Origin of the sequence: Vibrio palustris, from assembly GCF_024346995.1 — a bacterium.
In the GTDB taxonomy this organism is placed as follows: Bacteria; Pseudomonadota; Gammaproteobacteria; order Enterobacterales; family Vibrionaceae; genus Vibrio; species Vibrio palustris.
Window position 1 is genome coordinate 1,828,558 of sequence record NZ_AP024887.1, and the last position, 18,936, is coordinate 1,847,493.

Consider the following 18,936-nt stretch of genomic DNA (forward strand, 5'->3'; position numbering starts at 1 on the left):
TTTAAACCAATTCTATTCGATAATGTAATCGGTGTAGCGATTACGGCAACTTTACATCAGTGAATGTGAATACCCTTACAATAACGTGCGCAACAACGCACCACACAAGCCATACTGACCATGGCGTTCGCATATTAATACAATAATCGTACCACTGTTTAGGTCGGGGCTGTAATCTTAGAAAATGACACATTGTCCATAAAGCATTACATAAATATGCCAGATTGCTATTTCAACGAACGAAAACTGCGTGATAAACATCGATTCCCCAAAAAATCTTATCTCTAATGCTAACCAATAGCAGGGATTTATGACACAATTATGCCGTTACATTTGACCCTTAGTTATCCCTAAGGTAACTTTCGTGCATCTTTCCTAAGGTAAAATCATTATGGCGAGCAAAAAACCGGAAAACATGTCCTTTGAAGACACCATCAGCGAACTCGATCAACTCGTTGATAAACTCGAAAATGGTGAGCTGGCATTAGATGATGCCCTCAAGAAATTCGAACGAGGTATCGCACTCGCTCGCTCTGGACAAGCAAAATTAGATGATGCCGAACAACGGGTCAGTATTTTGCTCAATAACAGTGATACTGAGGCACTGAGTGATTTTACCGATTCGCCAGAATAATGGATGCAAAAGTCGTTATGAATGAGGCACTAACCTCTTTACAGCAAAGAAACAATGCGCAACTTGAACTGTGGCTCAAGCACTTTTCAAACGTAGATTCACGATTAATACAAGCGATGAATTATGGCTTATTACTAGGTGGTAAGCGTGTCCGTCCTTTTTTAGTTTATGCCACAGGGCAAATGCTAGGTTGTGAGTTAATACAACTAGATACTCCGGCATCAGCGATTGAATGTATTCATGCTTATTCATTAATTCATGATGATTTACCAGCGATGGATGATGATGAGCTGCGCCGCGGCCAACCGACGTGTCATGTGAAATTTGACGAAGCCACCGCAATTTTGACCGGAGACGCTCTACAAACGCTCGCATTCAGTATTTTAGCTGAAGGGCCATTAGCACCAGAAGGTGAATCGCAACGCGTTAAGATGATTCAAATGCTTGCCCAAGCTTCGGGCGCCCAAGGCATGTGTCTTGGACAAGCATTGGACTTAGCGGCCGAAAACCGTTCAGTATCCGTCGATGAACTAGAACATATCCACCGCAATAAAACCGGCGCACTCATTCGTTGTGCCGTTCGCTTAGGTGCTCTCGCTGCTGGAGAAAAAGGCCTCGCCGTTTTACCGCAGCTAGATACCTACGCTCAAGCCGTTGGGCTCGCTTTTCAAGTTCAGGATGATATTCTGGATGTAGTCAGTGACACACAGACCCTAGGGAAGCCTCAGGGCTCAGATGAACAATTACATAAAAGCACTTACCCTGCCTTACTTGGTTTAGAAGGTGCGATTGAAAAAGCGCAAGCTCTCCTTGAGGAATCTCTTCGGGCATTAGAGGCTATTCCTTATGACACAGAGTATCTCGAAGCGTTCGCCCGATACGTTATCGAGCGCAAAAACTAACACTATAAGCGCGCATAACTATGACTCTTGATATTTCAAAATATCCAACGTTAGCTCTCGTTAACACACCGACTGACTTACGTAGCCTACCAAAGGAGGTCTTGCCTCAGCTTTGTGATGAGTTACGTACGTACTTATTAAACTCAGTCAGTCAATCCAGTGGTCACCTTGCTTCAGGTTTAGGGACGGTTGAATTGACTGTCGCGTTGCACTATGTCTACGACACACCTAATGATCATTTAGTGTGGGATGTTGGCCATCAGGCTTATCCGCATAAGATTTTAACGGGTCGTCGTGAACAAATGAGCACCATTCGCCAAAAAGATGGCTTACATCCCTTCCCTTGGCGCGAAGAAAGTGAATATGACGCTTTATCAGTCGGCCACTCTTCGACGTCGATCAGTGCTGGTTTAGGGATGGCGATTGCAGCCGAGCATGAAGGAAAGAACCGCAAAGTCGTCAGTGTCATTGGTGATGGCGCAATTACTGCCGGGATGGCGTTTGAAGCCATGAACCATGCAGGTGGTATCAATCCCAACATGTTGGTCGTGTTGAACGATAATGAAATGTCGATTTCAGAAAATGTTGGCGCGCTGAATAATCACCTTGCTCAGCTGTTATCTGGCAATGTCTACACCTCACTGCGTGAGGGTGGCAAAAAGGTTCTGTCAGGTTTGCCGCCGATTAAAGAATTAGTTCGTCGTACTGAAGAGCATTTAAAAGGCATGGTGGTGCCCGGTACGTTATTTGAAGAGCTAGGCTTTAATTATATTGGTCCAGTCGATGGTCACGATGTATTAGAACTCATCAAAACATTGAAAAACATGCGCGATTTAAAAGGCGCACAGTTTTTACATGTCATGACAACCAAAGGAAAAGGCTACGAGCCTGCAGAAAAAGATCCGATTGGTTATCACGGGGTACCTAAATTTGACCCAAACCAAGAAACATTACCGAAGAAATCCTCTAGTCAGCCGACATTCTCGGCCATTTTTGGGGACTTCCTATGCGATATGGCCTCGCAAGATCCTAAGCTTCTAGCGATCACTCCGGCGATGCGTGAAGGCTCTGGTATGGTGAAGTTCTCCAAAGAGTTTCCCAACCAATACTTTGATGTCGCCATTGCTGAGCAACATGCGGTCACCTTAGCATCAGGGATGGCAATTGGTGGTTATCACCCTATCGTCGCGATTTACTCGACGTTTTTACAACGTGGCTATGATCAACTGATTCATGATGTCGCCATTATGAATTTGCCTGTGATGTTTGCGATCGATCGCGCCGGCTTAGTTGGCGCGGACGGTCAAACTCACCAAGGAGCGTTTGATATCAGCTTTATGCGTTGTATCCCGAATATGACCATCATGACACCTTCTGATGAAAACGAATGTCGTCAAATGCTTTATACCGGTCATCTCCATCAAGGGCCGAGTGCGGTGCGTTACCCGCGTGGCTCTGGCTGTGGTGTGCCAATCGTACAAGACTTTACTCAGTTAGATATTGGTAAGGCCCGTCTGGTTAGAGAAGGGGAACGAGTGGCTATCCTAAACTTTGGTACGTTTTTACCAGAAGCCATGGCAGCAGCAGAGAACTTGAATGCGACGGTCGCCGATATGCGCTTTGTTAAGCCACTCGATGAAGACTTACTTCTGGAATTAGCACAGCAATACGATGTACTCGTTACCTTGGAAGAAAACACCATTACTGGTGGCGCAGGTTCTGCGGTGATTGAATATTTAATGCAAGAGAAATGCTTATTGCCAGTGCTAACATTAGGGTTACCAGACCATTTTGTCGCACAAGGCACCCAAGAAGAGCTATATGCTGAATTAGGTCTCGACGCGACCGGCATTGAAGCCTCGATTCGTAGCTATCTCGAAAAATAGTTCTCGCCAGACATTAGCAATAAAAAAGCTCAGAATTTTCTGAGCTTTTTTATGTTTGACTCATTGATAAAACAGGCAATATAGTGCCGCTACTGCGGCAATGACCACCCTAACGCGTCACATAACTCGGTCCATGTGCTATCAAAACCGGCGCTGATCGACACGCGGTGTTTATGGTAAGGATGGTCAAAAACAAAGTGAGTGGCATGTAACATTAATCGGTGTACATTATACTTGTCACGATATAAACGATTGTGTCGCCCTTCTCCATGCCGGGTGTCACCCACTATCGGATGCCTTAAATGCGCCATATGGCGACGCAACTGATGTTTTCTCCCCGTCTGCGGCTTAAGCTCAACAAGGCCATAACGAGTCGTTGGAAAGCGCCCAGTCGAATATGGGACTTCAACCTGTGCCAATGGCTGATAATGAGTAATGGCTTCTTTCGCTTCGGTGTTATCCGTTGCTCGTTTATCCGCGATTTTATCCAGTTCTTCTTTTAATGGATAATCCAAAATCCCACCTTCGTCTATCCAACCGCGCACGACCGCATGATAGGTTTTTTGAATCGCATGCTGAGCAAAGAGTGGCATGACTTCTCGTGCCACTTCACTAGACAACGCAAACATCAAAACACCAGACGTTGGACGATCTAAACGGTGTACCGGATACACATGCTGATCGATTTGGTCGCGTAAGGTCTGCATCACAAACTGGGTTTCATGGCGATCGAGCCATGTGCGATGGACTAACATCCCAGAAGGTTTATTGACCGCAATAAAATACTCATCACGATACAAAATTTCCAATTCAACCATTACTGACAGACCTCATCTATCTGAACTAACACCCGTAATAGTGATCGGTTTTGGTATGGCCAAACTTGTTCAAAATACGGTGCGATAGCAAAGCCACTCGGGGGACAGCCTTGTACTAGTGACGCCTTCATCTGTGGTAAAAATACCCATTGTAGCCATTCATGGGGGCCTAAAGTGTCGACAGAAAAAGGTTGTTGACTCTGCAATGCCTCAACTGGAGGTGGCGTCGTTTGCCATAACTCGGTCCGTTTTAATTCAAACTCAAGCTCTTGCAGTAATGTCGTTAGTTCACCGAAATTGTTACTCATTCACTACCTAAATGATATTTATGGATACGCAAACACGCAAATACGCGTCATGTGGTTTAGCAAAGTGCGCATAGTATGAGTTTGGTGAAGAATTGCAATGGATGGAGATCATTTTGTTCTCTCCTCTGAATCAGGTACTATAACGACAGTAAACACCTGCAGGACCCTATAATTCCATGGAAACCATCCAAACGCTAAGTAAGATGCTGCAAACGAGTGGCAATCAATACGCTATTTTCGATCTCGGCCGACGCATTCAAGCCATTGATAACTCAAAATTTGAGTCAATTGAAGCTGGGAGTCAACCTTACCCATACCCTGTACAGCGCAGCGCTCAGTTCGCCATCGCGTATTGGGATGAAACCAAACAACCATGGATTTGGTTTTTAAAATTTGAACTCGATGAACGCGGTCTATTACAACAACCACATGTCACGCAATTCATTGAGTATGTTTTGGAAGCAATGGGCGCTCGTTTGAATAATGAGTTAACTGAAGAACAACAACAAAAGTTAACCAATAACCCATACACCTTTAAACCCAACGATGACAAAATGGCCATGTTCCATAGTGTTATTCGCGCTCAATTATCGCTGTCATGCAGCCAATACTATGAGCATGCCCAGTGTTACTTTACGGGAAATTTAGGCTGGGAGAATTGGCAAACCGTCGGACTGCAAGGCATTACCGATATGTGTGCTCGTATCAACCAAGAACAAAATGGCGTTCTATTACGTAAAGCAATCACACACTTACCAACACCGCCTCTCTATGCCTTACTCGGCGCCTTAGAGCATATAGAATTACCAGAAAAATTGGCCGAGCGTTTAGTTGAATTAGCCAATGAGCAGATAGAGAGTGGTCAACCGGATATCTTCTTTATCTCAGCATTAGTACGAGCACTCGCCGGAGCGCCTACTCAAGATTTAGCACAGTTAACGGACACTTTACTTGCCAGTGCAGAGTTAAGTCATCAGGAAGTATTAATTGGTTTAGCGGGACGTTCATGGCATATCCTTGCTGATGGCACCCGAGCACAACGCTTTTTATTGCGCCTCGCACAAACTGGCAACCAAGATCTCTTCAATCAGTTATTTGCCGATCTCGTAATGTTACCTAGCTTACGTATGGTGCTACTGCCATTACTGCACACCAGCCCATCACCAGAATTGTCTGCCGCACTGATTGAATTACAACGCTCTGCGAAAGCATAGAAAAGAGACCGCGAATGAAAACAGGATTATTCGGCATACTGATAACAGCCATGGTTGGGTTTATCTTTTGGCAACAGCGTCGCCAGTCTGAACTGGCGCGCCGTATTATCGAGCAAAAATGTGCACAAATGAACTTACAAGTGGTCAGTATTGCCTTTGCTCATCATCGGCTACGCACACCACAAGGTCAGTGGCGCTGGAATTCTACCTACTTATTCGAATTCTCTGCATTAGGGGATGATTGCTACCAAGGTCGTTTAATTATGAATGGCTTTCGTTCGCAACAGCTCTATGTGCCACCACATCATTTACCGCCATCGGATTAATCTCTGAGTGCCATTCAAACTGATAATAATCACCCAAAAAGTCATCCATAATATGGGCTTTTTGGGTGAAACCTAACTTTTTCACTAGGTGTAAGCCAACGTGATGGTCAACTGGAATATTCATCATCACGGTGTTTATCTGCTTTTGCTGACATATATGCGGTAAAAAAGCATTAATGGCCTCACTGGCATAACCTTTTCCCCATGATAACTTATCAAAGATACACGTTAAGCTTGCGACGTGCTCTCCTATCATGTCCAAACTCATATGCCCCATATATTCACGGGTGACATTATTGAGTACCGCCATAGCTTGAGCATCAGGCTGATATAAAAAACGTTGAAAAGCATTCCGTGCGAGGGAGACCGTTAACGGGCCATTCATGAATGCACGATTTTGGGTACAGCAATTCAATAAAAGAAATTCTGACTCTAACGCCTCAATATAAGGCACTAAAAGCATCCTGCGGGTTACTATCGTCACGGACAATCCTTGTTCTTCAATACGATGGCACCAAAGCCAATCGAACACACACCATGGTTGTGTGGTTCTTATCATGAGTCTTGCTCACACGGTACATGACTCATCTATCTGTCTATCAAATACTTTTTAAGTCGTTATTTTTATTGACCAGTATTTTGGAGCACAGTGCGTTTTTATAACCAAGAAAAGCCCCGACACAAAAGTATCGGGGCCTTATCCTTACTCGCAGCATTCCGGCCGCTTATGTTGCTCCATGCATCATCCATAATAGTGGCGTTTCCCTATGCCTAATCCCTACATCGCCAGCTTAGCGGTGTCCTAAGATTCCTTCGTGCGTGCTCTATCCTGAGACGCGTTCATCACTTGTTCCGTAAGCGGTGTCCTTGCCATCATCCTGATGGTGTCCGAGCATCCTGCACATCGTCCTGATTCAATCCCTGCTGATGAGCCATCCTGCTACATCATCGAATCCTTGCGCGTGGCCTAAATGCCCTTTCACAATGAACTCCCGCCATTGTCGCTTCACCCTGAAGCAGCCTATCCAAAGCAATGATTCTAAATCGTTTCCTTCCGACCCGTTAAATTTACCCCTTTAGGCTATAGATACAACGGGGTAGAACGAATATTCTTACCATATTTTTATACCATAAAAACAAAAACCTTATATATCATATGGATAGATAATTATATGCGATAAAACCTCGTTCTGTACTCTCATTTTCTTACAAGCACTGTGAGAGATCTCTTACAGTAAGAATCTACTTTTGCTAGAGAGCATTTGTATTTATCATAGACAGAGCTATCACCATAAGGAGTCACCATGTTGACTAAAGATGTTTCAGACGAGCTGCAACAGATTTTCATGCAATTAGAGCGAGAAGGAAAAAAACCGAGCGTTGCTATACTCAAAACACGCTTAACTACATCCGTCCCAATGCCAGCCTTGATCAGTGCCATTCGTCGCTGGAAAGCGAGTGCTCATGTTCCCAAAGTCGAAGTGATGGCCAATAGCGCTACGGCTGATGAACGTATCATACAATTAGAGCAACAAGTGGCGGATTTAACCCAGCGACTGACTCAGCTCGAACAGCAACTAACGGAACACTCATCATGAAAATTTGGGTCGACGCCGATGCTTGCCCTAAAGTGATTCGCGACACTTTAATCCGCGCCGCCGAAAGAACAGGAGTCTCATGTACTTTTGTCGCTAACCACGCGATCCCGCTACCAACGCGTCATAATATCCATCGTTTGCAAGTACAAAGTGGGTTTGATGTCGCCGATAATGAAATCGTACAACGAGCAGACGCTGGTGATTTAGTCATTACTGCCGATATTCCGCTTGCCGCCGAATTGATTGCCAAAGGCGTACAGGCGCTCAACCCGCGTGGTGAGCTGTATACCAAAGAAACCATTGGCGCGAGGCTCAATATTCGCGATTTCATGGATACGATGCGCTCTAGCGGCATTCAAACTGGAGGCCCCGCGGGATTATCACAAGCCGATCGTCGTGAGTTCGCCAATCAACTGGATCGACTACTTGCCAAACGCCGACGCTAATATTTAGCCGCGATCTGTTTTCTGTGAGTGGTGATTTAATCGAGTCACCACTCCTCGCACACTCGCTGCTATGTGCTCAAACCAAGATGTCCGACTCACGCACGAATATCACACTTTCTCCTCGTGATACTGATGTTAAAGCACACAGATTTACCATCAGATGTGTGCTATTTTACTCCGCAATTTATCATTTATTATTGTCTCTCTTATGCATAACATCGCCCCTATCGGTTGGATAGAAAGTCCTTACAAAGAAAAATTTGCAGTGCCTCGTCAGCCACGTCTTGTGCCTGCGGCAAACGCACGTATACGGTTAGACGGTGAGCTTAATTGTGCTGAATCTGTGCGCGGCATCGAACAATTTAGTCATATATGGCTACTGTTTTTATTTGATCAAAATCTAGCAAAAGGATGGAAACCGACCGTACGCCCGCCGCGTTTGGGGGGAAATGAACGCATCGGAGTATTCGCATCAAGATCGACATTTCGCCCCAACGGGATAGGTATGTCAGCAGTACAACTCAACGGTATCACTCAGGTTGGTGAACAGCATTACATTGATGTCGGTAGTGTCGATTTGGTCGACGGTACACCAATTATCGATATAAAACCCTATATTCCCTATTCTGATGCCATCGCCTCAGCACAAGGTGGCTACGCCGACTCTGAACCACTCACTTTACCCGTTACGTTTAGTGAACACGCCCAATTGGCTTTGCATTCGCTCCCGGAGCGACAAACGATACAAAAGGTCATCGAGCAGGTACTCGCCCAAGACCCTCGGCCTGCTTATAAGAAAAACAAACCAGACGACAAACAATATGCGGTAAATTTGTACAGTTTAAATGTCAAATTCATCGTTATGGACAACTTCGTGCGCGTAACCGCAATAGAACCCTTTTGACAAGGCCATTTGACTGATATCATTACGGGAAAATAATTGTATTTGTTGCAACGATGAACATTGCGGCAACTCCATTCCACTTTGAATAATGGATACCATAAATGCGTACCAGTAAATATCTTCTTTCTACCCTGAAGGAGACGCCAAACGACGCAGAGATCACGAGCCACCAGCTTATGTTGCGTGCAGGTATGATCCGTAAGTTAGCTTCAGGTCTTTATACTTGGCTTCCTACCGGTCTACGCGTCTTGCGTAAAGTCGAAAACATTGTTCGTGAAGAAATGAGCAATGCGGGCTCTGTTGAAACATTGATGCCCGTGGTTCAGCCTTCTGAGCTCTGGCAAGAAACCGGTCGCTGGGAAAAATTCGGTCCCGAGCTGTTGCGTATTGCTGACCGTCATGACCGTTCGTTTGTACTGGGTCCAACGCACGAAGAAGTGATCACTGACATGGTGCGTAACGAAATACGCTCATACAAACAGCTTCCGATGAACCTGTTTCAAATCCAAACCAAATTCCGTGATGAAGTTCGTCCACGCTTTGGTGTAATGCGTTCACGCGAATTCATCATGAAAGATGCGTACTCGTTCCACCTAGACAAAGACAGCCTGCAAGAAACCTACGCAGAAATGCACACGGCTTACTGTAACGTATTTAACCGCATGGGCTTAGATTTCCGCCCAGTGTTGGCAGATACAGGCTCAATTGGGGGCAGTGGTTCTCACGAGTTCCATGTATTGGCACAAAGCGGCGAAGATTTGATTGCATCGTCAACCGACTCTGACTACGCGGCCAACATCGAAAAAGCAGAAGCGCTAGCACCACAAGCTCAAGCCGATGCGCCAACACAAGAGATGACGCAGGTAGCGACCCCCAATGCCAAAACCATTGCTGACTTGGTAAGCCAACACGGTATCGCTATCGAGAAAACCGTGAAAACCTTATTCTTTAAAGCCTCTGATGAAGTAGAAGCGCCAATCGTGGCTCTGATGGTCCGTGGTGACCATGAGCTTAACGAAGTGAAAGCGGAACATTTACCAGAAATTGCTACGCCGCTTGAAATGGCAGAAGAAGCTGACATTCGCGCCATCGTTGGCGCAGGTCCTGGCTCACTCGGCCCAGTCGGTCTAACCGTTCCATTAATCGTTGACCGCTCTGTTGCGGTTATGAGCGATTTTGGTGCTGGCGCGAACATTGACGGTCAACATTACTTCGGGATTAACTGGGGTCGTGATGTTGAATTAGGTCAAGTGGCCGATATTCGTAACGTGGTTGAAGGCGATCCTAGCCCATGTGGTCAAGGAACGTTGCAACTGACACGTGGTATCGAAGTGGGTCATATTTTCCAATTGGGTAACAACTACTCAGAGAAAATGAAAGCGACCGTCCTCGGTCCTGATGGTAAGAGCCAAGTGATGGAAATGGGTTGTTACGGTATTGGTATCACCCGGGTTGTGGCCGCGGCTATTGAACAAAACCACGATAAATTTGGTATTACATGGCCAGATGCCATCGCTCCTTTCCAAGTGGCTATCGTACCAATGAACATGCATAAATCAGAACGTGTAAAAGACGCGGCTGAAAAACTGTATGCTGAACTGACCGCCGCTGGTATTGAAGTGCTGTTTGACGATCGTAAAGAACGTCCAGGCGTCATGTTCTCAGATATGGAACTGATCGGGGTACCACACACCGTCATTATTGGTGACCGTAGTATGGACGAAGGCAACTTTGAATATAAAAACCGTCGTACGGGTGAAAAAGCGCCGGTTACGATGGAAAACATGGTTGAACACCTTCAGTCTCTCATCGCTTAATGACCATGATAGCGACGACGATATACCCATGATTTTAAGGCCGACAATGTCGGCCTTTTTTTTCCTCTGCGGTTTGCCTCAGGGGCAATCATTACCCACTTTAACGCACGATTGTTTGGGATAGCGCAATATGCTGAACTTGTTATCAAGGTAAGCTTAGGTATAGTTGAGAGAGATTATCAGTTAAGGAAAAAAATATGCAAGTTTATGATTGTTGTGACTTAGTCCGAGAGCTGTACGCTCAAATTGGCAGTGGCGATCAGGGGTATATTCCGAAAGCGATTGGGTGTGCGCTCAAAGCATTGAATGATATCGCCGCAGATGACACACTGGATCAAACCACGCGTGAACGCGCAGCGTTTGCAGCAGCTAATTTATTAATTTCCGATTTTGAGGATGCGTAATGAATCTTGATAATTATGCCAACATGGATCCAATCCTACTGTTTAGCTTAATCAATACTAAACTGCGTGATGATTTTGATGGGGATCTCGATAAGCTAGTTACTTCATTTGATCTGGATCGTCAAACGCTCATCGACAAGCTTGCGGCAGCAGGCTTTGAGTTCCTCCCTGACGTTGGGCAATTTCGTTAATCCTTAAATGTCGATGTGAATTAACACGATGACTTTAGTGAAACGTCTCTAGACATAAATAATCAAAAAAAACCGCCTGATACGTTACTCAAGTATCAGGCGGAGCCTCCCCCTATCTCATATCTAACGATAGGTAGATAGTGCACAGCTTATCATTCTACGATTCAACCCTGTGCTCAATACATTGTGTATTCTTCTTATCCTAGAAACCTTGATATATGTCATAACGTGTTGCATTTATTCAGTTTATTCCTTGATTACGGAAGCAAACTCGCAGTCATCTTCTTATAATTATCCTGATTGACAGACATAAAAAAGCCCCGCGCAGATCGCAGGGCTTTGTTTGGTATCACTGGCTTGCTCGGTCATCCATAACCGGATGTATTCAACCTAAAGGTTTAACCAAGCTGCTTACGTGCATTTTGGAACATACGCATCCACGCACTGTTCTCGCCCCATTCATCAGGGTGCCATGAGTTCGCTACCGTACGGAAAACACGTTCTGGGTGCGGCATCATAATCGTCACACGGCCATCATCTGTCGTTAGACCAGTAATCGCATTAGGTGAACCATTTGGGTTATTCGGGTATTGCTGAGTTGCATTCCCCAAGTTATCAACGAAACGCAACGCTACCGTGCCAGACTGCTCAATGGCTTGTAGATGATCTGTATCACGCACCTCAACACGACCTTCACCGTGAGATACCGCGATTGGCATACGTGAACCAGCCATACCATCAAGGAAAACAGAGTCCGACTTTTGCACTTCAACCAATGAAAAACGTGCTTCAAAACGCTCAGACTCATTGCGCACAAAACGCGGCCATAAGTCAGCGCCTGGGATCAAATCTTTGAGGTTAGACAGCATTTGACAACCGTTACAAACTCCCAAAGAAATAGTCTCATCACGCTGGAAGAAGCGTTCGAACTGTTCACGTGCTTGTGCGTTAAATAAGACGGATTTAGCCCAGCCTTCACCCGCGCCTAACACGTCACCATAAGAGAAACCACCACACGCCACGAGTCCTTGATATTCATCCAGTACCGCACGACCTGTCAAAATATCGCTCATATGGATATCTTGCGCTTCGAACCCTGCTCGGTCAAAGGCGGCAGCCATTTCAACATGCGAGTTAACTCCTTGCTCACGCAATACGGCCATACGCGGTTTCGCGCCTTTGGCAATATAAGGCGCAGCAATGTCTTGTTTCACATCAAATGACAATGAAACGTTTAGACCCGGGTCACTGTTGTCTTTCTTCGCATCAAACTCTTGTTTGGCACACACCGGATTATCACGCAGAGCTTGCATCTCATAAGTGGTCTCCCCCCAGATAGTACGTAGCTCCGTACGAGAGCGTTCAACTATCACGTTGCTGCCTTGAGTAATCACGAATTCATCGGATGGATTCACCGTACCGATAACATACGAGCACGCACTCAAACCGTGTTGTGCAAAGGTGGCTTTTACTGCCTCAACGTCACTATCAAGCACTTGAATTACCGCGCCTAGCTCTTCGTTAAAGAGCGCCGCTAACGCATCATCGCCAAGCTCGCCAATATCCGCGGTAATACCACAGTGTCCCGCAAACGCCATTTCTGCCAATGTCACAAACAAGCCGCCATCGCCTTTATCATGATAAGCGATCACGCGATCATGCATGACGAGCTCTTGCATCGCATCGAAGAAACCTTTCAATTGCTCGGCACTGTCTACATCAGCAGGCTTATCACCTAGCTGTTTGTACACTTGTGCCAATGCTGTTGCACCAAGCCGGTTTTTGCCATTCCCCAAATCGATAGTGATAAGCTGTGAAGCGCCTTTATCTGTGCGCAGCTGAGGAGTGACCGTTTGACGAACATCTTCAACACGAGCAAACGCTGTCATCACAAGCGATAGTGGCGATGTCACTTCTTTTTGCTCGCCGTTTTCTTCCCATTTGGTCTTCATCGACATTGAGTCTTTTCCGACTGGGATAGTCAAACCAAGCGCTGGGCATAACTCTTCACCGACCGCTTTCACTGCTTCATATAAGCCTGCATCTTCACCTGGGTGACCAGCGGGAGACATCCAGTTCGCGGATAATTTGATACGCTTAATATCACCAATCGCCGTTGCCGCAATGTTAGTCAAAGACTCACCAACCGCTAAACGCGCCGAAGCACCAAAATCAAGCAGTGCCACTGGTGTACGCTCGCCCATCGACATTGCTTCACCATGATAGGTATCGTAGCTGCCCGCAGTCACCGCGCAGTTTGCAACGGGAACCTGCCACGGCCCGACCATCTGATCACGAGCGACTAACCCGGTCACAGAGCGGTCACCAATCGTAATTAAGAAGGTTTTTTCAGCGACAGCCGGCAAACGTAAGACGCGATTAATAGCATCATTGATCTCAATACCGGCACGGTTAATCGCAGGGCTATCGACTTTCAATGTTTTCGCCTCGCGCGACATTTTCGGCGCTTTACCCAGTAAGATTTCCATTGGCATATCAATTGGCGTGTTATCAAAATGCGAATCTTCCAAAGTAAGGTGACGCTCTTCTGTTGCTTCACCCACAACCGCATAAGGCGCTCGTTCACGCTGACAAATCGCATCAAAGCAATCCATATGCTCTGGTGCTACCGCCATTACATAACGTTCTTGCGATTCATTACACCAAATTTCTAGCGGAGTCATACCCGGTTCATCATTGGGTACATCACGTAATTGGAAACGGCCACCGCGATTACCATCATCAACCAACTCAGGGAGCGCGTTAGAAATACCACCCGCTCCAACATCGTGAATAAAGGCGATTGGGTTGTCATCGCCCATCTGCCAGCAGCGGTCAATCACTTCCTGACAGCGGCGTTCCATTTCTGGGTTTTCACGCTGCACTGAAGCAAAATCAAGATCTTCGGCAGATTGGCCTGATGCCATCGACGACGCAGCGCCACCGCCCAAACCAATGTTCATGGCAGGGCCACCCAATACAATCAGTTTCGCACCGACAGGAATCTCTTTTTTCTGAACATGATTATCACGGATGTTGCCCATACCACCAGCAATCATAATTGGCTTGTGGTAACCACGAATTTCTTCACCGGCATGCGATGTGACTTTTTCTTCGTAAGTACGGAAGTAACCTAATAAATTTGGACGACCGAATTCGTTGTTAAACGCAGCGCCACCTAATGGGCCTTCCAGCATGATATCTAACGCGTTAACAATACGACCTGGTTTACCAAAATCGCTTTCCCATGGCTGCTCAAAATTAGGAATACGTAAGTTAGAAACCGTAAAGCCAACCAACCCAGCTTTCGGTTTACCGCCAATCCCTGTCGCGCCTTCATCACGAATCTCACCGCCGGAACCAGTCGATGCTCCTGGCCATGGTGAAATGGCCGTTGGGTGGTTATGCGTTTCCACCTTCATCAAAATGTGAGCATCTTCATGAGTGTAACCATATTGACCCGTTTTAGAATCAGCAAAAAAACGGCCGACTTTCGAGCCTTCCATGACCGCGGCATTATCTTTATACGCTGAAAGCACGTAATCTGGATGCATCTCCATGGTGTTTTTAATCATTTTGAACAAGGATTTATCTTGTTTCTCACCATCAATCGTCCAATCGGCATTAAAGATTTTATGACGGCAATGCTCAGAGTTCGCCTGCGCAAACATCATCAACTCAATATCCGTTGGGTTACGATCCAGCGTAATGAAGCTTTCAACCAAATAATCGATTTCATCTTCCGCCAGCGCTAAACCAAGAGAAACGTTCGCTTCTTCAAGCGCCGCACGCCCACCAGCAAGAATATCGACTGGGGTTAAAGGTGCTGGCTCGGCGTGACGAAATAATGCTTCTGCTTGAGAAAAATCACTGAAAACCACTTCCATCATGCGATCGTGAAGTAATTCTTTAAGTGTCACTTCTTGTGCTTCTGACAAAGCCGTTTCACACGTCACATAATAAGCCGTACCACGCTCTAAACGCTCAACAGCACTTAACCCACAGTTATGGGCAATATCCGTTGCTTTTGACGACCAAGGAGAGATAGTACCAGGGCGAGGTGTAACAAGTAGACGTAAGCCTTGCGGTTCATGCTCTTGAATCGTTGGGCCGTAGGTCAGCAGTTTGGCTAACTTTTCTACTTCTTGATCAGCAAGATCAGCATTGAGCTCAGCAAAGTGCATAAACTCAGCATAGATTTCAGTGACAGGGAGCTGTTGTTCACGACAAGTTTCAAGTAACTTTTGTACACGAAACTCAGAAAGAGCTGGGGAACCACGCAAAATTCTCATGTGCTTAGGTCTCTATTGACTAGTGAGTGTGATAGAAATCGGAATAAATTCAATAAAAAACAGTTGTTTATTATTTTTTATTGAACTAAATCGCGATTTAACCTCGTTGAATGCGGTGCATTATAGAGGATTTTTTTTTGTGACGTAACACTAAAAGCAACCGTTTGCGTCATTTTTTTGCTGAAGTTTGAAATCCACCCATTTTGCTGCATTTATAACCCCCTTGATATGGGGTAGCAAAATGGCAAAGAGTTGAAGGTTATAAACCGCAATATTCCTAGTAAAAATCGCGCTTACATACCGCTATCATCACTATTCACGGGGCTTGGCACAAAATGTTTGAGAAAATCACAAAAATTTCAGTGAATTGGTATAATGGTGGAACATATCTGGCGTATTGAATTGTCAGAACTTTGCCAAATGAGCCGACTTTGATATAAAGTCCATATTAGCCGCGAGAGATCTCAAATTCATGACAACGCTCTTCTCCAACACTTTGCAACGCTGCCTAGCCTTAATGCTTTTTTCAGTCATTCTATCCGGCTGCCAAATTGATTCAGAGCCAAAAAGCGAATTGGACCAAATCCGCGAACGCGGCGTTTTGCGCGTAGGAACTTTAAATAACCAATTGTCGTATTATATTGGTCCAGATGGGCCTGCCGGCCTAGACTATGAACTGACCCGTGAGTTTGCCCGAGAGCTCGGGGTCAAATTAGAGATTAAACCGGCCTACCGCCTCGCAAGCCTGTTTCCTGCGCTAAAAAACGGTGAAATAGATATTATCGCTGCAGGGTTAAGTCAATCAGAGCAACGCTTAAAGCATTTTCGTGCCGGGCCAGCTTATTACTACGTGTCACAACAGTTGATCTACCGTAAAGGCCAATGGCGCCCAAGAAACATCAATCAGTTAATTCGCCATCAAGCTCAGCTTAAACAAAATCAAGATGACGCATCCGTCATTCATGTCGTCAAAGACTCACACTTTGAAAAAACCCTCGCGGATATTCAACATAGTCATCCAGGTTTTGAATTTAAAGTCGATAAAAATAGTGATATCAACGATTTATTACGCCAAGTATCGAAAAAAGATTTACAGTTTACCGTCGCCGATTCCGTACAAGTGTCACTCGCACAACGTATTTATCCAAATTTAGCTGTCGCGTTTGAGATGACAGAAGATCAACCAATCTCATGGTTTATGCGGCGTTCAGATGATGAAAGCTTATACGCATTAATGATTGAGTTTTTCGGTGATTTAAAACAATCCGGCTATCTCGCCTCGATCGAAGAAAAATACATTGGTCACATTGGCACCTTTGACTATGTTGATACACGGGCTTTTATTCGTGCTTTAGATAGCCGTTTACCCAAATGGACGCCACTATTTAAAAAGTATTCTGGTGATTTTGATTGGCGCTTAATAGCGGCTGTAGCTTACCAAGAATCACATTGGAACCCGCGCGCTAAATCGCCGACGGGAGTGCGTGGCATGATGATGTTAACCTTACCTACGGCTCGTAGTGTTGGAGTCAGAAACCGTTTAAGCCCAGAACAATCGATCCGTGGTGGCGTCAAGTATTTAGACCGAATGGTCAACCGTATACCAGATTCTATTTCTCGACATGAAAAGATTTGGTTTGCACTCGCCTCCTACAACGTAGGATATGGGCATATGATGGATGCGCGACGTTTAACACGTGAGCAAGGCGGTGATCCAAATTCCTGGGGGGATGTCAAAGACCGATTACCACAATTACGTCAGAAGAAGTACTTTACTCATACGACTTATGGCTATGCTCGTGGTGATGAAGCCTTAGTCTATGTCGAAAACATTCGACGCTACTATCAAAGTATTGTTGGCCACTTAGAGCAAAACACTATCATTTCAAGTGATAGTAATACTGACGATTTAAAAGTCATCGACGTGACACCACTACCTGAAGATCTTGAAGATGACAATTCAGACACGGACACGGACACGGACAATGATAAAGACGCCGCTCATCCTAAAACTGTGAGCCAAGCAGAGAAACAATAAAACGGGTCTGTGTCGTCACGAAATTATCACTTGATCTTTCTACTGAAAAGCCCTAAAACAGTAGAAAGTTCTCGTCATAGCAAGGGTCATACTCCAATGCTGAGAACGTGTGATTAACCGCAGATACCCTTTATCTCAACTCATCATCTCATTGATATGTCGACGATGGCAGCAATGATGTGCATGTCGTTTTTTGTTTGATGAATGCTTCGATTTATGCAAACAAACACGACTAAACGCATCATGGCTTTACTTGGCATATCACGGCGGATTGATTCAAAAAATCAAGCAAACAAGAACGCGCCAAGACGCGAGAAGAGATCAATATAGATGAAATTAGACGTATAGGAGGTTGTTTTATGTTGAAACGTAAACAATCAAAATTATTCAAAAAACAAGCAACAGCTGCTAACCGACGCCGTAGAATGCAAACGAATAACAAACGTAAAATTTTCGAGCGTCACAACTCTTATGTCCTTATGAGTTGTTAATCACCGCAGTGCAAACATCAACATCGAGGAGATGGATACAGGTGTTTGCACATCCCCCCATATACTCATACCAAGATACTCATACCAAGATAAACAACCTGTCTTATTGTTTGTTCTCAGAGTTTTGGCTTAATCCTAGCCGCATTTGCTCTTGTTGTTTTTTAGCTTTAATTTCTTTACGACGACGCTTAAAAAATGCCTGTAGCTGTGCACGGCATTCGTCAGCCAATAAGCCAGATTCAACACACGCATAATGATATGCTGCATCATTTTCAAACAAATTTAATACTGTGCCCGCTGCGCCAGCCTTGAGATCTGGTGCGCCATAGACAATCCGCTTTACTCGGCTATGCAATAGCGCGCCGGCGCACATTGGGCATGGCTCTAATGTGACATACAACGTTGTCTCTAATAAGCGGTAATTATTGAGGACTTGCCCAGCTTGACGAATCACTTGAATTTCAGCATGAGCGGTAGCATCGTGGTCGCTGATCGAGCGATTCCAACCTTCCGCGATGATTACCCCGTCTTTCACCAATACCGCCCCCACTGGCACTTCTCCAGCCAGCTCCGCTTGATGGGCAAGTTGCATTGCACGCTGCATAAATTGCTGGTCTTGTTCACTAAATGCGGTGTCAGAGTCCGTCATACTGGGGTACCTTCATTA

Annotated in this window: 17 protein-coding genes; 12 read left to right on the forward strand and 5 right to left on the reverse strand. The window is 45.4% G+C overall.

Going from position 1 to position 18,936, the window contains the following annotated elements:
* Nucleotides 1–391: 391 nt before the first annotated feature.
* The 3 genes from xseB to dxs are packed head-to-tail and all read left to right on the forward strand — an operon-like array spanning nt 392 to nt 3,422.
* On the forward strand, nt 392–634 hold the full coding sequence (gene xseB / locus OCU30_RS08610; RefSeq protein WP_077312166.1) for an exodeoxyribonuclease VII small subunit: 243 nt from the start codon (nt 392–394) through the stop codon (nt 632–634).
* Nucleotides 635–651: 17 nt separating this feature from the next.
* Nucleotides 652–1,536 (forward strand): (2E,6E)-farnesyl diphosphate synthase, encoded by an 885-nt coding sequence (gene ispA, locus OCU30_RS08615; protein ID WP_077313627.1) that lies wholly within the window; start codon nt 652–654, stop codon nt 1,534–1,536.
* A 20-nt stretch (nt 1,537–1,556) separates the two neighbouring features.
* The gene (dxs, locus tag OCU30_RS08620) at nt 1,557–3,422 is read left to right on the forward strand and encodes a 1-deoxy-D-xylulose-5-phosphate synthase (protein ID WP_077312164.1); all 1,866 of its coding nucleotides are present in this window, start codon (nt 1,557–1,559) and stop codon (nt 3,420–3,422) included.
* A gap of 89 nt (nt 3,423–3,511) precedes the next feature.
* Here the strand turns inward: dxs and truC are convergent, their stop codons facing one another.
* Complete coding sequence (truC, locus tag OCU30_RS08625; protein ID WP_077312162.1) at nt 3,512–4,240, reverse strand: tRNA pseudouridine(65) synthase TruC; 729 nt, start codon at nt 4,238–4,240, stop codon at nt 3,512–3,514.
* Nucleotides 4,240–4,548: a YqcC family protein gene (locus OCU30_RS08630; RefSeq protein WP_077312160.1), complete on the reverse strand. Its 309-nt coding sequence runs from the start codon at nt 4,546–4,548 to the stop codon at nt 4,240–4,242. The genes truC and OCU30_RS08630 overlap by 1 nt, the downstream gene beginning before the upstream one ends.
* 176 nt (nt 4,549–4,724) lie before the next feature.
* Between OCU30_RS08630 and OCU30_RS08635 the strand changes: the two genes are divergently transcribed.
* Entirely contained in the window at nt 4,725–5,762 is a 1,038-nt protein-coding gene (locus OCU30_RS08635) for a DUF3549 family protein (RefSeq protein ID WP_077312158.1), read from the forward strand.
* Between the two features lie 14 nt (nt 5,763–5,776).
* Nucleotides 5,777–6,088, forward strand: a complete 312-nt coding sequence (locus OCU30_RS08640) for a DUF3301 domain-containing protein (RefSeq protein ID WP_077312156.1) — start codon at nt 5,777–5,779, stop codon at nt 6,086–6,088.
* Here OCU30_RS08640 and OCU30_RS08645 read toward each other — a convergent pair.
* The gene (locus OCU30_RS08645) at nt 6,024–6,647 is read right to left on the reverse strand and encodes a GNAT family N-acetyltransferase (protein ID WP_077312154.1); all 624 of its coding nucleotides are present in this window, start codon (nt 6,645–6,647) and stop codon (nt 6,024–6,026) included. The genes OCU30_RS08640 and OCU30_RS08645 overlap by 65 nt on opposite strands.
* Before the next feature lie 745 nt (nt 6,648–7,392).
* On the opposite strand from OCU30_RS08645, the gene OCU30_RS08650 reads away from it, so the two are divergent.
* From OCU30_RS08650 to OCU30_RS08675, 6 genes are all read left to right on the forward strand, one after another.
* Nucleotides 7,393–7,686 (forward strand): hypothetical protein, encoded by a 294-nt coding sequence (locus tag OCU30_RS08650; RefSeq protein ID WP_077312152.1) that lies wholly within the window; start codon nt 7,393–7,395, stop codon nt 7,684–7,686.
* Nucleotides 7,683–8,132, forward strand: coding sequence for a YaiI/YqxD family protein (locus OCU30_RS08655; RefSeq protein ID WP_077312151.1), 450 nt, complete (start codon nt 7,683–7,685; stop codon nt 8,130–8,132). The genes OCU30_RS08650 and OCU30_RS08655 overlap by 4 nt, the downstream gene beginning before the upstream one ends.
* 208 nt (nt 8,133–8,340) lie before the next feature.
* Nucleotides 8,341–9,036, forward strand: coding sequence for a tRNA (N6-threonylcarbamoyladenosine(37)-N6)-methyltransferase TrmO (tsaA, locus tag OCU30_RS08660; RefSeq protein WP_077313625.1), 696 nt, complete (start codon nt 8,341–8,343; stop codon nt 9,034–9,036).
* Nucleotides 9,037–9,137: 101 nt separating this feature from the next.
* Nucleotides 9,138–10,853 (forward strand): proline--tRNA ligase, encoded by a 1,716-nt coding sequence (locus tag OCU30_RS08665; protein WP_077312149.1) that lies wholly within the window; start codon nt 9,138–9,140, stop codon nt 10,851–10,853.
* Nucleotides 10,854–11,050: 197 nt separating this feature from the next.
* Complete coding sequence (locus tag OCU30_RS08670) at nt 11,051–11,257, forward strand: YaeP family protein (protein WP_077312147.1); 207 nt, start codon at nt 11,051–11,053, stop codon at nt 11,255–11,257.
* Nucleotides 11,257–11,448 (forward strand): DUF4250 domain-containing protein, encoded by a 192-nt coding sequence (locus tag OCU30_RS08675; RefSeq protein ID WP_077312145.1) that lies wholly within the window; start codon nt 11,257–11,259, stop codon nt 11,446–11,448. The genes OCU30_RS08670 and OCU30_RS08675 overlap by 1 nt, the downstream gene beginning before the upstream one ends.
* 398 nt (nt 11,449–11,846) lie before the next feature.
* Here OCU30_RS08675 and purL read toward each other — a convergent pair whose 3' ends face one another.
* Complete coding sequence (gene purL, locus OCU30_RS08680; protein WP_077312143.1) at nt 11,847–15,740, reverse strand: phosphoribosylformylglycinamidine synthase; 3,894 nt, start codon at nt 15,738–15,740, stop codon at nt 11,847–11,849.
* A 472-nt stretch (nt 15,741–16,212) separates the two neighbouring features.
* On the opposite strand from purL, the gene mltF reads away from it, so the two are divergent.
* Entirely contained in the window at nt 16,213–17,778 is a 1,566-nt protein-coding gene (mltF, locus tag OCU30_RS08685) for a membrane-bound lytic murein transglycosylase MltF (protein WP_077312141.1), read from the forward strand.
* A gap of 594 nt (nt 17,779–18,372) precedes the next feature.
* On the opposite strand, the gene tadA is transcribed toward mltF, so the two are convergent.
* Nucleotides 18,373–18,918, reverse strand: coding sequence for a tRNA adenosine(34) deaminase TadA (gene tadA, locus OCU30_RS08690; RefSeq protein ID WP_077312139.1), 546 nt, complete (start codon nt 18,916–18,918; stop codon nt 18,373–18,375).
* Nucleotides 18,919–18,936: the final 18 nt, after the last annotated feature.

What these genes read in the sequence shown, in the direction of transcription:
- OCU30_RS08640 (WP_077312156.1), top strand. Translation starts at nt 5,777, where the DNA reads ATGAAAACAGGATTATTCGGCATACTGATAACAGCCATGGTTGGGTTT.
- OCU30_RS08675 (WP_077312145.1), top strand. Translation starts at nt 11,257, where the DNA reads ATGAATCTTGATAATTATGCCAACATGGATCCAATCCTACTGTTTAGC.
- purL (WP_077312143.1), bottom strand. Translation starts at nt 15,740, where the DNA reads ATGAGAATTTTGCGTGGTTCCCCAGCTCTTTCTGAGTTTCGTGTACAA.
- truC (WP_077312162.1), bottom strand. Translation starts at nt 4,240, where the DNA reads ATGGTTGAATTGGAAATTTTGTATCGTGATGAGTATTTTATTGCGGTC.
- tsaA (WP_077313625.1), top strand. Translation starts at nt 8,341, where the DNA reads ATGCATAACATCGCCCCTATCGGTTGGATAGAAAGTCCTTACAAAGAA.
- OCU30_RS08645 (WP_077312154.1), bottom strand. Translation starts at nt 6,647, where the DNA reads ATGATAAGAACCACACAACCATGGTGTGTGTTCGATTGGCTTTGGTGC.
- OCU30_RS08655 (WP_077312151.1), top strand. Translation starts at nt 7,683, where the DNA reads ATGAAAATTTGGGTCGACGCCGATGCTTGCCCTAAAGTGATTCGCGAC.
- OCU30_RS08670 (WP_077312147.1), top strand. Translation starts at nt 11,051, where the DNA reads ATGCAAGTTTATGATTGTTGTGACTTAGTCCGAGAGCTGTACGCTCAA.
- OCU30_RS08665 (WP_077312149.1), top strand. Translation starts at nt 9,138, where the DNA reads ATGCGTACCAGTAAATATCTTCTTTCTACCCTGAAGGAGACGCCAAAC.
- OCU30_RS08630 (WP_077312160.1), bottom strand. Translation starts at nt 4,548, where the DNA reads ATGAGTAACAATTTCGGTGAACTAACGACATTACTGCAAGAGCTTGAG.
- mltF (WP_077312141.1), top strand. Translation starts at nt 16,213, where the DNA reads ATGACAACGCTCTTCTCCAACACTTTGCAACGCTGCCTAGCCTTAATG.
- tadA (WP_077312139.1), bottom strand. Translation starts at nt 18,918, where the DNA reads ATGACGGACTCTGACACCGCATTTAGTGAACAAGACCAGCAATTTATG.
- dxs (WP_077312164.1), top strand. Translation starts at nt 1,557, where the DNA reads ATGACTCTTGATATTTCAAAATATCCAACGTTAGCTCTCGTTAACACA.
- OCU30_RS08635 (WP_077312158.1), top strand. Translation starts at nt 4,725, where the DNA reads ATGGAAACCATCCAAACGCTAAGTAAGATGCTGCAAACGAGTGGCAAT.
- xseB (WP_077312166.1), top strand. Translation starts at nt 392, where the DNA reads ATGGCGAGCAAAAAACCGGAAAACATGTCCTTTGAAGACACCATCAGC.
- OCU30_RS08650 (WP_077312152.1), top strand. Translation starts at nt 7,393, where the DNA reads ATGTTGACTAAAGATGTTTCAGACGAGCTGCAACAGATTTTCATGCAA.
- ispA (WP_077313627.1), top strand. Translation starts at nt 652, where the DNA reads ATGAATGAGGCACTAACCTCTTTACAGCAAAGAAACAATGCGCAACTT.